15 protein-coding genes are annotated in these 14,615 nt (G+C 54.2%); all 15 read right to left on the reverse strand.

What is annotated here, in order from left to right:
* Window positions 1–173: 173 nt before the first annotated feature.
* Window positions 174–1,850: a formate--tetrahydrofolate ligase gene (locus GOV45_RS02310; RefSeq protein ID WP_170473683.1), complete on the reverse strand. Its 1,677-nt coding sequence runs from the start codon at window positions 1,848–1,850 to the stop codon at window positions 174–176.
* Between the two features lie 165 nt (window positions 1,851–2,015).
* Window positions 2,016–2,591 (reverse strand): MOSC domain-containing protein, encoded by a 576-nt coding sequence (locus GOV45_RS02315; protein ID WP_170473687.1) that lies wholly within the window; start codon window positions 2,589–2,591, stop codon window positions 2,016–2,018.
* A gap of 88 nt (window positions 2,592–2,679) precedes the next feature.
* Window positions 2,680–4,596, reverse strand: a complete 1,917-nt coding sequence (ftsH, locus tag GOV45_RS02320) for an ATP-dependent zinc metalloprotease FtsH (protein WP_170473690.1) — start codon at window positions 4,594–4,596, stop codon at window positions 2,680–2,682.
* A gap of 77 nt (window positions 4,597–4,673) precedes the next feature.
* The gene (tilS, locus tag GOV45_RS02325; RefSeq protein ID WP_437436505.1) at window positions 4,674–5,933 is read right to left on the reverse strand and encodes a tRNA lysidine(34) synthetase TilS; all 1,260 of its coding nucleotides are present in this window, start codon (window positions 5,931–5,933) and stop codon (window positions 4,674–4,676) included.
* On the reverse strand, window positions 5,924–6,748 hold the full coding sequence (gene ybgF / locus GOV45_RS02330; RefSeq protein ID WP_170475338.1) for a tol-pal system protein YbgF: 825 nt from the start codon (window positions 6,746–6,748) through the stop codon (window positions 5,924–5,926). Before ybgF ends, tilS begins: the two co-directional genes overlap by 10 nt.
* Window positions 6,749–6,752: 4 nt before the next feature.
* Window positions 6,753–7,256, reverse strand: a complete 504-nt coding sequence (gene pal, locus GOV45_RS02335; protein ID WP_170473696.1) for a peptidoglycan-associated lipoprotein Pal — start codon at window positions 7,254–7,256, stop codon at window positions 6,753–6,755.
* 87 nt (window positions 7,257–7,343) lie between these two features.
* The gene (tolB, locus tag GOV45_RS02340) at window positions 7,344–8,663 is read right to left on the reverse strand and encodes a Tol-Pal system beta propeller repeat protein TolB (RefSeq protein ID WP_170473698.1); all 1,320 of its coding nucleotides are present in this window, start codon (window positions 8,661–8,663) and stop codon (window positions 7,344–7,346) included.
* Window positions 8,660–9,763, reverse strand: coding sequence for an energy transducer TonB (locus GOV45_RS02345; RefSeq protein ID WP_170473701.1), 1,104 nt, complete (start codon window positions 9,761–9,763; stop codon window positions 8,660–8,662). The genes tolB and GOV45_RS02345 overlap by 4 nt, the downstream gene beginning before the upstream one ends.
* Before the next feature lie 15 nt (window positions 9,764–9,778).
* Window positions 9,779–10,249, reverse strand: coding sequence for a protein TolR (gene tolR, locus GOV45_RS02350; protein ID WP_170473704.1), 471 nt, complete (start codon window positions 10,247–10,249; stop codon window positions 9,779–9,781).
* A gap of 1 nt (window position 10,250) precedes the next feature.
* Window positions 10,251–10,946 carry a protein TolQ gene (tolQ, locus tag GOV45_RS02355; protein ID WP_170473705.1) on the reverse strand — a complete coding sequence of 232 codons (696 nt, stop codon included), beginning with the start codon at window positions 10,944–10,946 and terminating at the stop codon, window positions 10,251–10,253.
* 109 nt (window positions 10,947–11,055) lie between these two features.
* Entirely contained in the window at window positions 11,056–11,439 is a 384-nt protein-coding gene (gene ybgC, locus GOV45_RS02360; RefSeq protein WP_170473706.1) for a tol-pal system-associated acyl-CoA thioesterase, read from the reverse strand.
* A complete protein-coding gene (locus GOV45_RS02365) occupies window positions 11,436–12,059 on the reverse strand; it encodes a hypothetical protein (protein WP_170473708.1) in 624 nt (207 codons plus the stop codon). Before GOV45_RS02365 ends, ybgC begins: the two co-directional genes overlap by 4 nt.
* Before the next feature lie 60 nt (window positions 12,060–12,119).
* The gene (ruvB, locus tag GOV45_RS02370) at window positions 12,120–13,139 is read right to left on the reverse strand and encodes a Holliday junction branch migration DNA helicase RuvB (RefSeq protein WP_170473710.1); all 1,020 of its coding nucleotides are present in this window, start codon (window positions 13,137–13,139) and stop codon (window positions 12,120–12,122) included.
* Between the two features lie 4 nt (window positions 13,140–13,143).
* A complete protein-coding gene (gene ruvA, locus GOV45_RS02375; protein WP_170473711.1) occupies window positions 13,144–13,824 on the reverse strand; it encodes a Holliday junction branch migration protein RuvA in 681 nt (226 codons plus the stop codon).
* Window positions 13,821–14,318, reverse strand: a complete 498-nt coding sequence (gene ruvC, locus GOV45_RS02380) for a crossover junction endodeoxyribonuclease RuvC (RefSeq protein WP_170473713.1) — start codon at window positions 14,316–14,318, stop codon at window positions 13,821–13,823. The genes ruvA and ruvC overlap by 4 nt, the downstream gene beginning before the upstream one ends.
* Between the last annotated feature and the right edge of the window lie 297 nt (window positions 14,319–14,615).

Consider the following 14,615-nt stretch of genomic DNA (forward strand, 5'->3'; position numbering starts at 1 on the left):
TGTCGATGTAACTTATGCGCTTCATCAACATCTCGATCAATTGGCGGTCAAGTTCGCGGAACTGCCTCTGCAGATCACGCAGGAAATAACAATCGCGCAGCGGTTTCCGAGAGTGCGTCAAAATCTCCTCGTGGCCCAAGTTTTTTGGACCACGAGATTTACTTTTCGGTGGCTTAGAACAAGCCTTCGATCTGACCTTCTTCGTTGAGACAGATGGTCTCAGCCGCAGGTTTCCGCGGCAGACCGGGCATGGTCATGATTTCACCACAGACGACCACGATGAACCCTGCGCCGGCAGACAGACGAACTTCACGCACTGGAACCGAATGACCCGTAGGAGCGCCGCGCAGAGTTGGATCAGTTGAGAACGAATACTGCGTCTTTGCCATGCATACCGGTAAATTTCCATATCCGGCATCTTCCCATTCCCGCAATTGGTTACGGATTTTGTTGTCGGCCAGAACCTCGTCCGCGCGATAAATTCTTTTCGCGATTGTTTCGATTTTCTCGAAAAGAGGCATTTCATCGGGGTAGATCGGCGCAAAATTTGCGGTACCACCTTCGACGATTTCAACAACCTTTTCTGCCAGTGGCGCGGACCCCTCCGAACCCAACTCCCAGTGACGCGAGAGGATCGCCTCCACACCGTGTTCACCGCAGTAGTCTCTTACAGCCTGAACCTCTTCGTCGGTGTCCGTAACGAAATGATTAATCGCAACAACAACAGGAACACCGAAAGATTTAACGTTTTCGATATGACGTCCCAAGTTCGCGCAACCTGATTTTACTGCATCTACATTCTCTGCGCCCAGATCAGCCTTGGCCACACCGCCGTTCATTTTCATTGCGCGAACAGTGGCAACCAGAACAACTGCCGAAGGAGCGATACCGGCTTTACGACATTTGATGTTCATGAACTTCTCAGCACCCAAGTCTGCGCCAAAGCCTGCTTCGGTCACGACATAGTCCGCAACTTTCAGCGCCGTTTTGGTGGCGATGACCGAGTTACAACCGTGCGCTATGTTGGCGAACGGGCCGCCGTGGACAAACGCAGGGTTGTTTTCCAGTGTCTGGACAAGGTTGGGCTGCATCGCGTCTTTCAAAAGAACAGTCATCGCGCCTTCGGCTTTGATGTCGCGGCAGTAGACTGGCGTTCTGTCGCGACGATAGGCAACAATGATGTCACCCAGACGCTTTTCCAGATCTTTCAAGTCAGTCGCCAGGCATAGAATTGCCATGACCTCGGACGCCACAGTGATGTCGAAACCGGCTTCGCGCGGGAAACCGTTTGAGACGCCGCCCAATGAAGCTGTAATTTGACGCAGCGCACGATCGTTCATGTCTACAACTCGACGCCAAGCAACCCGACGAGTGTCGATTTCGCATTCGTTGCCCCAGTAGATGTGATTGTCGATCATCGCCGACAACAGAGAGTGGGCCGAAGTGATTGCGTGAAAATCCCCGGTAAAGTGCAGGTTCATTTCCTCCATTGGAACAACCTGCGCAAAGCCGCCGCCAGCAGCGCCGCCCTTCATACCGAAGTTCGGGCCAAGCGACGCCTCGCGGATGCAGATCATCGCATTCTTGCCGATACGGTTCAGACCGTCGCCAAGCCCCACGGTTGTGGTGGTTTTGCCTTCACCAGCTGGGGTCGGGTTGATCGCCGTCACAAGGATCAACTTGCCGTCCTGTCGGTCTTGCACCGAGTTGATGAAGTCCTGGCTGACTTTTGCTTTGTCATGGCCATAGGGCAGCAGATCGTCGCTGGAAATGCCCAGCTTGGCACCGATTTCCTGAATCGGCTTCTTGTTCGCCTCGCGAGCGATTTCGATGTCGGATTTATAGCTCATCGGCCAGAGTCCCTGATTGAATTCCGTGCAATACCAACGCAAAGCGTCGGCGCTGCTCAATCCATACAATTGTGTACACTGGCAATAGATATGGATTCCGACATAATCAGGCCACGAAGCGGCGTGGCACGGCTTAGCCTGGCTACAATCGGAAACTCTCGCCCTCTAAGGCGCCCAATTTCGTTGGTCTGGCACAAACAGCCGCATCTTATCGCCCATCTTCGCAATTCCAGGCCTTTCGACCCAAGCTGTAACACCGCGTCGCCCCTTGGCCGCCGGTTTGAAAGCAGCACCGTAACCGGGCAAGTCAGCTTCGATTTCCCGGCCGGGAAGGACGCAAGGCCGATTTTCCATATCTATCGTTATCGTCAATCCTCCCTCGATCTGTAGGCGGGACGATGGCGGAACGTGCGTAAAATCAGGTATTCCGCGCAATACGATACTTGCGCCTAAGAAGGTCGGGTCCAGCCTGTCCAAGCCGATTTCCGTGGCAATCGCATCTATTTCCTCGGCCGACAACACCGAAAGCTGTCGCACATTTCGGATTTCCGTTCCTCGCGGATACAGGTTTTTGACCCTTACGCAGGAAGGACGGTTATTTCCTTCGTGTCGTGCCCCGCGATCACCTGAAAAATCCAGATCCAAGCTGTCTACGGCTTCGGCTCGCAAAGACTCTCCGGCCGGAACATGCCCAAGCCAAACGATTTCGGCCAAGAATTCCGTTTCACGCAATACTGGCATAGACGCACCATTTTGTTCAGGAAGTCGATTGAATTTAGGTCACTAGCGGCGACAGAAAAAGACCCGGGAAATTCCCGGGTCTAAAGCGTCACGTTGAAGGTTCAGGCTCCATACCACCCTCGGGCGGAGTCTTCTTTGACTTGGTCTTTGGAATGGCGGTGACGCTTGGTGCGTTGCCCTCATCCGGGCTGTCACCCTCGTCATCGCTGTCACTGGGTGACTCACCATTCATCACACGCTTGATCTCATCTCCAGTCAGAGTTTCGTACTCCAACAAGCCCTGCGCCAAACGCTCCCATTCCTCGTTTCTTTCGGTAAGGATGCCGTGCGCGCGCTCATAACCCTGCTGGATAAGACGCTTAACCTCTTCCTCGATCAACTCTTTGGTATGGGCTGATACCGAGAAACCCGCTGTATTGCCTGAGTAACCTTCGTGAGCCTCTGCATAATCGATATTGCCGACCTTGTCGCTCATACCCCAGCGCATAACCATGGCGCGAGCTAATTGGCTGGCCTGCATAATATCGCCCGCTGGCCCGTTGGAAACGTGATCTTCGCCGTAGCGTATGACTTCGGCAGCTTTACCCGCCATTGTCATTGCCAGCTTTTGCTCACACTCATCGCGGTGGTAATTTAGTTGATCCATCTCTGGCAAGCTGACGACCATTCCCAGCGCTCCTCCTCGCGGGATGATCGTCGCTTTGTAAACCGGATCGCATAACGGCAGGGTCATACCCACGACCGCGTGGCCAGCCTCATGATATGCCGTTTTCTCTTTCTGATCCTGGGTAAGCACCATCGATCGGCGCTCGGCCCCCATCATCACCTTGTCTTTGGCGTTCTCAAAGTCTTCCATCGTCACAAAGCGACGGCCAACTCGCGCGGCCATCAGAGCAGCCTCGTTAACAAGGTTTGCCAAATCAGCGCCTGAAAAGCCCGGCGTGCCTCTTGCGATAATGCGTAAATCTACGTCCGGTCCCAAAGGTGTCTTACGAGCATGTACGCCCAAGATCTTCTCACGGCCTTTAATGTCGGGATTACCAACGGTCACGTTACGGTCAAATCGACCTGGACGCAGCAAGGCAGGGTCCAGAACATCTTTGCGGTTGGTAGCCGCAAGGATGATCACGCCCTCGTTGGCTTCGAAGCCGTCCATCTCAACCAACAATTGGTTAAGCGTTTGTTCGCGTTCGTCGTTGCCCCCGCCATATCCAGCACCACGATGCCGACCAACAGCGTCAATCTCGTCGATGAAGACAATGCATGGCGCGTTCTTCTTAGCTTGTTCGAACATGTCGCGTACGCGGGATGCACCGACACCTACGAACATTTCAACAAAGTCCGACCCCGAGATGGTGAAAAACGGGACTCCAGCTTCACCAGCAATAGCGCGGGCCAGCAAAGTCTTGCCTGTGCCCGGAGGCCCAACAAGCAGCGCGCCCTTGGGAATCTTGCCACCAAGGCGCGAGAACTTCTGCGGATTTCGCAGGAACTCGACAATCTCTTCCAGTTCTTCCTTGGCTTCGTCGATGCCAGCAACGTCATCGAAAGTCACGCGACCGTGCTTTTCCGTCAGCATTTTAGCCTTGGACTTGCCAAAACCCATCGCGCCGCCTTTGCCACCGCCTTGCATCCGGTTCATGAAATATACCCAGACGCCAATCAGCAACAGGAACGGCAGCAGAGTTATAAGAAACGACTGAAACCCGGATTGCTGCTGTTTTTCGGCCCGAACAGGGATGTTCTTGTCGATCAGCAGTTTCGTCACCTCGGCGTCGGTGGGTTTGATGGTTACATAGTCACGGTTATCGCTTGTGCGATAACGGATCTGTTCACCATCCAGTGTCACATTGGTGACATCTCCTGAATCTACAGCACTGACGAATTCGGAATAGGTTCTTTCATTATTCTGAAGCGTGCCACCTGACCCACTGAACAAATTGAACAGTGCAAGGATCAACAAGAACAGGACGACCCAGAAGGCGATGTTACGAGCGTTGCCCAAGGAAATTCTCCCAAAAGATTTCGGCGGATGGGGACCTGCCGAGGTTGCTCTATAAAATAGAGATGATTCAAGCAGGTTCAATGAGATAAAATTGATGCATAAAACTCTGGCCTGTTAGCTGCCATTTGAATGTGCCATCCGCTTGCATGGCCAGCCAGCGGTGCAGACAAGATAGTGTCGCCGGACCATACCGCCGGAGACGACAGCAAAGTAGCTTTTGGCCTTCCTAGGTCCCGCCAATTTTCCAACTGTGCAACGCCTTCTTCGCCCAAAGCGCGAATTTCCGCTCCGGCATCTTGGGGGCCGGTTACAATCCAGCGGTTGTCCCAGAGGTCACCGGGGTCTGCGACTTGGTCCCTGACAGCCCTTAGCTCTCTGCTAATCCATATTTTTTTGCCTTCCGGGGTCAGCAAGCATCCGCCCAAAGTTGCTGATTTTCCAGCTGAGATTGCTTTCATCGTCTGATCGATGGCGGTTTGGCGCGGAGGGTACCCCTGACCTGCAATCCAACCAACAGCGGCAACAATAATCCGCCGGCGAATTTCGTCGGGCAGCGACTGAAAGTCATCTTGGTCCAGGCACAGAACCCCATCTATCTCGTGCACCACTTTTCGTGCCGAATCTTGTGTGTATTGTTGCAGCGCTTCTCGGGCGCGCGCTAAATTCTCTGCCACACGTGTCAACGTTTCCGCAGTCAATCCAATCTCATCAAGTTGGGTAAGTGCTTCTCGAACCTTAATACGATCAAAACGTGGATCTTGATTCGAGGGGTCATCGATCCAATCGATACCTTCGGTGTTCAAATAATCTCGCAGTTGCGTCCGGGTAACCGACAATAAAGGGCGTAATATATCGATATCGCCTTCGCGGCGAACGGCGGCCATCGCCGACAATCCCGACACGCCAGCAGCACGAGCCAATCTCATCAGAACTGTTTCGGCCTGATCATCCGCATTATGGCCCAATGCGATCGCCCCAAGCCCTCTTTCTTGCGCCCATTGCAACAGCAATCCGTATCGTGCACGCCGAGCTTGATCTTGCAGATTTCCGCTACCGTCCCAGCCCTGCCACTTTAAGATAGTATGTGGAACGCCCCATCGCTGTGCAAATTCCCCCACCAATGCAGCTTCGTCGGCAGATTCCTTTCGGAGACCGTGGTCTACGGTGGCAGCAAAGAGTTCGATCCCCTTAGTTGGCGCAATTTTAGACAAAAGACGCAAAAGCGCGGTTGAGTCACTTCCGCCCGACACCGCCACCCCTAATCGGCGAGGCAGCGGATCAGGCAACAAAGCCTCAATCTTTTCAAGAAGGTTTTGGGCGTTCGCGTTCAAGAACACCCCAGCGATGCCATTTCCCGTGTTGCCGATGCGGCTGGAGCTGATGCCGGAAAACGCACTCCGACCTCGCCCAATGTAATGCATGCCTGATCAGTCTGTCCGAGCCGGCCAAGTGCTGCTCCTAGTTCAAACAAGGCCTCTGGCGCCAGTGGTCCTTCGGAATCGCCGGTAAAACTTGCCAGAAACGCTCGCGCAGCCTCACGGGTATCGCCCAAATTTTCCAGCGCCTGACCGCGTCTCAGGTTGGCTTCCGACGCAAAGGGGCTGCCGGGATATGCCAAATCGAACTGAGAAAACAAATCCACAGCTGTATTGTAATCTCCGTCAGCTAACGCCTGCGCCGCTGCGTCGAAATCTGCCTGCTCGCCTACAGCCAGCTCGCCTTGCTCTGTTTCTGGTTTCGTTGTGACAGGCTGTGCCGCGACGACCGTGCCGTGATTGTCACCACCTAAAGTGGTTGTTTCACCTAATGTGCTCAGGTCTCCGCCTTCCAGTTCTACAAGCCGAAACTCAAGGTCGCCTATCCTGTTGGTGCCATCGGTAACAATGCTTTGGACACGTTGGTTCAGCTGTTCAGTTTGCCGGGTCAGGCGCTGCAACTCCGCTTCAATCGCATCCACCCGCTCAAGCACCGAGTCTCCGGACAGGTTTGGGGATGGCGAGCCTGTTGTCGAGAACTCGCGCTTGAGGCGTTGAAGCTCGACATGCAGCACGGTCAGTTCCTGACGAATATCCGCCAGTGTTTGCTGATCTTGTGCCTGTGCCACACCTGCGACGGCCACAACCGCCGCCACAACCAAACCCGCAAGTCGCATCATTTTACCCCGTGGTTGAACCCGTCAGCACCGTAACCGCGCGGCGGTTCTTGGAATAGCATTCCTCAATACTGCAAATCTCGATCGGACGCTCTTTGCCATAACTGACCGTTTCCAAGCGATTGCCTGCGACACCACGCGAGATCAAAAACTCTCTGGCTGCATTGGCCCGACGAGCGCCAAGGGCTAAGTTGTATTCGCGCGTTCCCTGTTCATCCGCATGGCCTTCGATCGTCGCTATAAAGTCGGTATTGGCCAATAACCAATCCGCCTGGCCTTGAAGAACTGTCTGAGCAGCCGGTGTCAAAGTAGACTGATCCACTTCGAATAATACCCGGTCACCAACCGTTTGCTGGAAGTAGGCAGGTGAACGCGGATCGCTTGGCGAACCCGGCACCAACGCACCGTTGCCGCCCTGCCCGGCGCCAAACGCAGAAGGATCATTGTTTGTACATGCGGCCATAAGGGCAATCATGCCCAGCGCCGCAGCTTTGCTCAAAAGGTTCATTTTAAGTGCCTCGTGTTCCGTATGTTTATTATCATATGTTTAGCACAGCCCAGGCTTGTTGTGAACGTCACCCGGACAGGCCCGCGATCAATTCTGCAGTGGTCCCCAAGATGGATCACTACCCCCGTCCGGTGTCCGCACGGGCCGAAGGTTCCGCCCAGAGATATCGACGGAATACAGCGTCGATCTTCCGCTCGCCCCCTGTGTTTCACGGGTAAACATGATAACCCGTCCGTTAGGAGACCACGTGGGCCCCTCGTCCAAAAATGATGCGGTCAGCAGTCTCTCTTCACTGCCGTCTGTACGCATTACGCCAATGTGAAAACGTCCCTTGTTCTGCTTGGTAAACGCAATCAGATCGCCGCGAGGAGACCAGACCGGCGTTCCATATCGCCCTTGTCCAAAACTGATCCGAGTGGCCTCGCCACCATTGGCAGGCATTATGTAAAGCTGCGGCGTGCCTGAACGATCACTTTCGAAAACGATCCTCGATCCGTCCGGCGAATAGCTGGGGGCAGTTTCGATCGCTGGCGTGTTTGTCAACCTCACACTCTGACCCGAGGCCAAATCCATTTTCCACAAATCCGTATTTCCACCTTGGGTCAAAGAGTAGACGATGGATCTTCCGTCCGGCGAGAACCGCGGCGAGAAACTCATTGTGCCTTCCTGTGTGTTTAGTTCCTGCCGCTTTACCCGGCCTACGTCCAGAACGTAGATTCTCGGTTGGCCGGTCTCGTAGCTTGTGTACAGCAATTGTTCACCATTTGGCGAAAACCGAGGCGCCAGAACGATTGCCGCACTGTCCGTCAGGTACTGTACGTTCGCACCATCGTAATCCATTATCGCCAGTCGCTTTCGGCGCTGATCCTTAGGGCCGCTTTCCGATACAAATGCAACGCGACTGTCGAAATATGCCCCCTCGCCGGTGATCCGGCTATACACTTGGTCAGACACTTTGTGGGCCATTCTGCGCCAACCTTCGGTAGTTCCCGCAAATTGCAAGCCGTTCCCCAGCTCCTGTCCCGAGAACACGTCCCAAACCCGGAACCGCACCGTCAACCGATTGCCCGAAACATTTACTGCACCGGTTACCAGCGCTTCTGCATTAATTGCCTTCCAGTCGGCAAATTGAACTGGGGCATCAAAGCTGCTGACGCGACTGATGAAAGCATCAGAAGAGATTTCGCGGAATAATCCCGTCCCTGTAAGGTCCGCGGCGACTACGCGCGAGATATCCGCAGCGTATTGCGATGCTGCAGGTCCGTCGGGGACGAAACTTGGCACAGCAAATGGTAAAGGTTCGATGATACCTTGGTCGAGTTCCAGACGCAGAGGCCCGCTTTGCGCATGAACCGGCGCCGACATTAGGGTCAGGCCAACAAAGAGACTGATCAGAAGTTTCATCATTTGATCCGCATCCTCTCGGGATTGAATGTGATCTCAATATCCTGCCATTGAGCGTATTTGTCTGCAGGCAAATCGTATCCTTTGGCCCCACAGCGCAGAATTGCCCGCCGCGCGGCCTCATATGCCTGTTTCGCAGCTCCGGAAGAACCGCCGGTGCTATCGAGCAGTTGCAAGCTGCCACCAACGACTTTTCCGTCGGGTGTCAAAGAAAAACCAACAACGACAACGACGTTCAGCGCGTCTGTAGACAACGAACCGACATTCCAGCACCGTGAAACAGCCAGTCGCATTGCATCCTTTTCTCCGCTTGTAAGGGGCGGGCCGGACGGCTCTGCGTCGCTGTCTAATGCTTCGGCCAGTGCATCATTTATGGCTGTTTGATCGCTGGTAGACGGCTCGGTCGGTTCGGGGTCGGGCGTTTCCGCCACTTCGGGCTCTGTCGGAGGAGCCGGGCGGTTTGGTCGGACCCGCGGACGCGGAGACGTCTTGGGCGCAGGATCGTCAGCCTCTTCCGCCTCGGTTACTATTTCGGGCGCAGCTTCTTCAGGCGCGGTCTGATCCTGCTGTTCCTGTTGAATTTCTGCACCGTCATCTAATGATACAGGCGGAGTTTCGACGTCATCCGGCTTGGCTTCTGGCGGAGGAGGCGCAATCGGTTCCGGCGCAATCTTTTCAGCAGGGCTTGGCTGAGCTTCGGGTCCAGGCGGCACCGGCAACGCGACGGTTTCGGTATTCGGCTCTTCCAGCACCGGCGGTTGTTCGGTCACTTCAGGTTCGGAAGGAACTTCAACTGTTTCCGGTTCCGATTCCGCTTCGGGTTCCGAAGGAATGATCGGTTCTGGATTCGGTTGTTCCTCTGTCGTGGGCTCCGGAGTGTTTGTATCTTGTGAGGACGCATCTGGCTGTTCTAGATCAACGGGCGTTGTCGGCACCTCGGGCGCGTCCTTTTGCACAGTCATCGCCGCGAATTGTTCAGCTGATATAAGTGACACTTCCTGAACAGCCATTGGCAACGGTTCGGACCTAAACGTGCCACCGAACAATGCCCAGCTAATAAGGCTGACATGAGCAATCGCTGAAATCTTGGTGCCGGTATCCACCGCGCGACCTCACTCTTAACCGTCGTCCAGGGTTGGCCCACCGGTATCTGTTACCAAACCCACATTGGAAAAACCGCCCGCGTTCAACGCTCCCATTACTTCCATCACCTGAGCGTAGGGAATGGAACCATCAGCGCGCAGGAATACACGGTCACTGCTCCGTTCTGCCGCTATCGCGCGCAATTTGCCAATCAACTCGTCGCGCAATACATCGGTAGTTTGAATCTGCACCCGGCCATCAGCAGTCAGAGTCACCGTCAAGGGTTCTTCGTTATCGCCCGGCAAAGCGCTTGCAGCCGTCTTGGGAAGATCCACGGGCACACCAACAGTCAACAAAGGAGCGGCCACCATGAAGATGATCAGCAAAACCAACATTACGTCAACGAATGGTGTGACGTTGATTTCAGCCATTGGTTGCGCACGTCCGCGGCGCCGCCCGCGCCTGCGACCGTTACCGCCCGAGGGTTGCTGAACCGCCGCACCCATGTCAGCTGTCCAACTGTCTTGATAATATTGTCGCGAATTCGTCAGCAAAGGCTTCATAGCCGCCAACGATTCTGTCACTGTCTGCGCTCAGCTTGTTGTAAAAAATCACCGCCGGAATCGCAGCTAACAAGCCAAGACCAGTCGCAAGCAATGCCTCGGCAATACCAGGCGCCACGACAGCAAGATTGGTGTTTTGCTGCTCTGCAATTTCGATAAAGGCGTTCATGATTCCCCAGACGGTGCCAAAGAGCCCGATGAACGGCGCGGTGGAACCGACCGTCGCCAAAATCGACAGGCCTTTCTGCAGTGTTTCGGCCTCTTTGGCGATGGCCACATCCATTGATCGGTCGATTCTCGCTGTGGCCCCGGCAATCAAGCCCCCATCGGTGCGGTGCGACCTTCGCCATTCAATCATTCCCGCAGCGAATATCTTTTCAGAGCTGCCGTTGGGCTGGGTTCCAATTTGTTCGAAAAGTTCGTCCAGAGGGTTCCCCGACCAAAAGGATTCATCGAACACCTGCGCTTCTTTCCGGGCGGACCGATAGTTTATCAGCTTCTGTATGATAATTGCCCACGACCAGAATGACGCGACCACAAGGATCAGCATCACAAGTTTCACAATAAATGTTGCACGGGCAAATAGCCCCCACATGGAGAAGTCGATCTCCTGCGCCAGCGCCAGCGTTTCAGCTTCCATGAACCTGCTCTTTGTTTTGCCTGATAGCCATTTTCTTGGCCTTGTTTTGTCAGACGCTAACGCAGTTGGGTTCGAAATGCCAACACAACCACCACAAAGGTGTGTTTTATTACATTAATGCGCGAATCTCTGCCGGCAGCCGGATCGGTTTGCCGTCTTTGTTGATACAAACCGCTGTAACCGTAGCGCGAAACAGGTCGGTTTCATCACGCTTAACAACCTGCGCCATGGTCAAACGAACTCCGGACATTGATATGACTTTCGTCTCAACCTCCAAGACATCATCAAATTTCGCGGGGGCCAAATAGTCCGCCTCAATCCGCCGCACGACCCAGACCACCCCAGCGTCTCGCATAGCGTTCTGGTCATTTCCAAGCGCGCGAACATAGTCTGAACGCGCACGCTCAATGAACTTCAGATAATTCGCATGATAGACGACACCGCCCATGTCTGTGTCTTCGTAATACACTCGCACGGGAAAAGTATGGGTCATTGCGGCAGCTCCAAACGGGCAAAAAGGCGCAACGCATGAGATGGATCCTGCGCAGCCCCTGGCAAGACAGGATCATATGCAGCACGGATTATCGCCGCAATCTCAGGTCGCAGGATTGTTTTTTCGCCCGCTAATGCCAGCGGAGATTGGCTGCGAAAAGCACTATCCGACCAAAGAACAATTGTTTGTACAACCTGGCTCAATGCCAACGTCTCGGCTGGAACTTTTGACAATTCCTTATCCATTTTCAGGAAAATAAACGATGCACGAATGGCTCCGTCCTCATCAAACCGGAAAATGCGGTACTGATTGGCATCTGCGGCCAAAAGCCGTTCAACCAGAGGTGAAAGATCTGGGATCAGACGGTCAAGGTCGGGAACCTCCAGTAATTCTTGCCACTCCCGAAAAAAGAACACCATGCAGTTGGCACCCAGTTCAGGATCGGTCTCGGCCATCTTGTGCCCTGCCAGCGTCACAACAGCTTCGAAAGCGCCCTTTATTGTTCGCAGAGTTTCCTCTTCGACACCAAAAACAATAGGAACGATTGGTCGCCCCCAACGAGCGAACAAATACTCCCCACTTTCACGTGTAAACAGTTCTTCGATTTCGTCCGGGGTCACGCGTTGCCCTTCATCTTTCCAAAATTACTCTTGCGCCAACCAAATTCTAAATTGCTTCGGTCATCCGAACAGATCGTTTTGACTTTTGGGGGCCGCCAATCCCAGATGTGTCCATGCCTTCTGAGCCAGCATGCGCCCTCTAGGCGTTCGTTGAATCAAACCCTGTTGTAACAAATACGGCTCAATCACTTCTTCCAACGAGTCCCGACTTTCTGAAAGCGCTGCTGACAGTGTTTCGATCCCCACAGGGCCACCTGCATAGTTTTCCGCGATCAAGTTCAGGTACCGCCTATCGGCACCATCAAGGCCCAAATTATCGACGCCAAGTCTGGTCAGTGAACTATCTGCCAGTTCGCGCGTAATGCTTCCGTCACCTTCAACAATGGCAAAGTCAACCACTCGACGTAGCAAACGCCCCGCAATCCGTGGCGTTCCACGCGAGCGGCGGGCAATCTCTCTCGCACCGTCTTCGTCTGCGGGTGCGCCTAATTTACGTGCGTTTCGCGTAACGATCTCGTGCAACTCGTCCACGGTGTAGAATTGAAGACGCGTTGGGATACCGAAGCGGTCGCGCAGTGGCGTGGTTAACAACCCCAGGCGTGTCGTTGCTCCGACCAGAGTAAAAGGCTGCAGTTCGATACGAACTGTACGCGCAGCCGGACCTTCTCCGATCACGAGATCCAGCTCGAAGTCTTCCATTGCAGGATAAAGAACCTCTTCCACCGCCGGATTCAGACGGTGAATTTCGTCGATGAACAGAACATCCCGCGACTCAAGATTGGTAAGGATCGCAGCAAGGTCCCCTGCCTTTGCTAGTACGGGTCCCGAAGTCATACGGAAATTCACGCCCAATTCCCGCGCCATGATCTGCGCCAACGTTGTTTTGCCCAAGCCGGGTGGACCATGAAACAATGTATGGTCCATTGCTTCACCCCTTTGTCGTGCCGATTGAATGAAAATCCCCAAATTGGCCCGCGCTTCCACCTGCCCGATAAATTCGCCCAGACCCTGTGGGCGCAAGGCGCGATCATTGTCTTCGGGCAAAGGTTCCGGACGCAGGGCGGGATCGGCATCTACCATATCGTCAGCCTTTCGGGGCCAGCAGTTTCAACGCGGCCTTGATCAGTTCAGCTTCGCTCGAGTCCGGTACGTTGGCTGCCGCTTCAGCAACAGCGGATGCAGCATCTGAAGGGCCATACCCTAGGTTGGAAAGCGCAGACAACGCGCCGGCCGAGGCCGCCGCAGAACCCGAAGATACCTTCGCAGTAGGCCTGGTTAATACAGGCAAAGGCTCGCCAACATCCACAACATCAATTTCCGGTCCGTCGATAGCATCAGTTACCGTTGCCCCCATTGCCATGACACCCGGCGCTTTGTCCTTAAGATCCAGCACAATTCGCTGTGCCGTTTTAGGCCCGACGCCTTTGGCTGCCTTGACCGCACCCCAGTCACCCAACGCAATTGCCCGGCTCACTCCGTCCGGACCCAAAGCGCCTAAAATGGCTAGTGAAACCTTTGCTCCAACGCCCTGCACGGAACACAGCAACCGGTGCCATTCTTTCTCTATCAGCGACGGAAAACCATAAAGCTGCATCAGGTCTTCACGCACGACCATGTCAGTGTACAGTGCGACCGCCTCGCCCACCACAGGTAACGCGGCCATCGTTCTATCCGAGCAATAAACGATATAGCCTACACCGCGCACGTCGATCAGGATATGATCCGTTGCGCGATAATCCAGCCGACCCGCCAACTTGCCGATCATGCCCGCACCTCTTTGACTTGCACCTGTTGCGACTTTCCGTAATAGGCGTGACAGATTGCAATCGCCAGCGCGTCCGCCGCGTCTGCTCCCTTTGGACTGCAACCGGGCAGCTGCAACTTTACCATGTGCAACACTTGTTCCTTTTCTGCATGCCCAACACCGACGACGGTCTTTTTCACCCGGTTCGGCGCGTATTCTCCAATCTGTAGACCAGCTTGCGCCAATGTCAGCAAAGCAACGCCACGCGCCTGACCCAGTTTGAGCGTTCCAGCCCCATCTTTGTTTACAAACGTTTGCTCAATGGCAGCCTGATCCGGCCGATGTTCGGCGATCACTTCGACAATCTGGTTGTGCAGCGATAATAGCCGTTCTCCAAGATCGTCCCCATCTGATTTGCACAATCCATTGGCAACGTGACTCAGGCGGCTGCCATGCGATTCGATGACGCCCCATCCTAGGGTTCTAAGCCCTGGATCAATGCCCAGAATTCGCATGATTTGCCACAGCCTGCTTGGGATTTTGTGATCTTTCTTACTGATTAGCACGAAGCGTGAACATTTTCCAAGAGAATTGAACAGACATCTAAAAACGACAAGCCTGTTCCGCGCACGACACGGCGACCAGTTTACGACAGCAGATATCCTGAAACCGACCAGTTTCTAAACTGAATTTAACCAATGATTTAAAGGCGTTTTAGGAATTTTGAGCATTGCAATAAATGCATACGACCCATGCAAAAAATGTTCTTGTACCATCCAATTTGCAGCACTAGATGCCGCTTGAAATACACG

Source organism: Ruegeria arenilitoris (assembly GCF_013035425.1).
Classification (GTDB): domain Bacteria; phylum Pseudomonadota; class Alphaproteobacteria; order Rhodobacterales; family Rhodobacteraceae; genus Ruegeria; species Ruegeria arenilitoris_A.

Coding starts and splice junctions, on each gene's coding strand:
- GOV45_RS02315 (WP_170473687.1), bottom strand. CDS start 2,591: ATGCCAGTATTGCGTGAAACGGAATTCTTGGCCGAAATCGTTTGGCTT.
- GOV45_RS02310 (WP_170473683.1), bottom strand. CDS start 1,850: ATGAGCTATAAATCCGACATCGAAATCGCTCGCGAGGCGAACAAGAAG.
- tolB (WP_170473698.1), bottom strand. CDS start 8,663: ATGATGAAACTTCTGATCAGTCTCTTTGTTGGCCTGACCCTAATGTCG.
- tolR (WP_170473704.1), bottom strand. CDS start 10,249: ATGGGTGCGGCGGTTCAGCAACCCTCGGGCGGTAACGGTCGCAGGCGC.
- tolQ (WP_170473705.1), bottom strand. CDS start 10,946: ATGGAAGCTGAAACGCTGGCGCTGGCGCAGGAGATCGACTTCTCCATG.
- ybgF (WP_170475338.1), bottom strand. CDS start 6,748: ATGCGACTTGCGGGTTTGGTTGTGGCGGCGGTTGTGGCCGTCGCAGGT.
- ybgC (WP_170473706.1), bottom strand. CDS start 11,439: ATGACCCATACTTTTCCCGTGCGAGTGTATTACGAAGACACAGACATG.
- pal (WP_170473696.1), bottom strand. CDS start 7,256: ATGAACCTTTTGAGCAAAGCTGCGGCGCTGGGCATGATTGCCCTTATG.
- ruvC (WP_170473713.1), bottom strand. CDS start 14,318: ATGCGAATTCTGGGCATTGATCCAGGGCTTAGAACCCTAGGATGGGGC.
- ruvA (WP_170473711.1), bottom strand. CDS start 13,824: ATGATCGGCAAGTTGGCGGGTCGGCTGGATTATCGCGCAACGGATCAT.
- ruvB (WP_170473710.1), bottom strand. CDS start 13,139: ATGGTAGATGCCGATCCCGCCCTGCGTCCGGAACCTTTGCCCGAAGAC.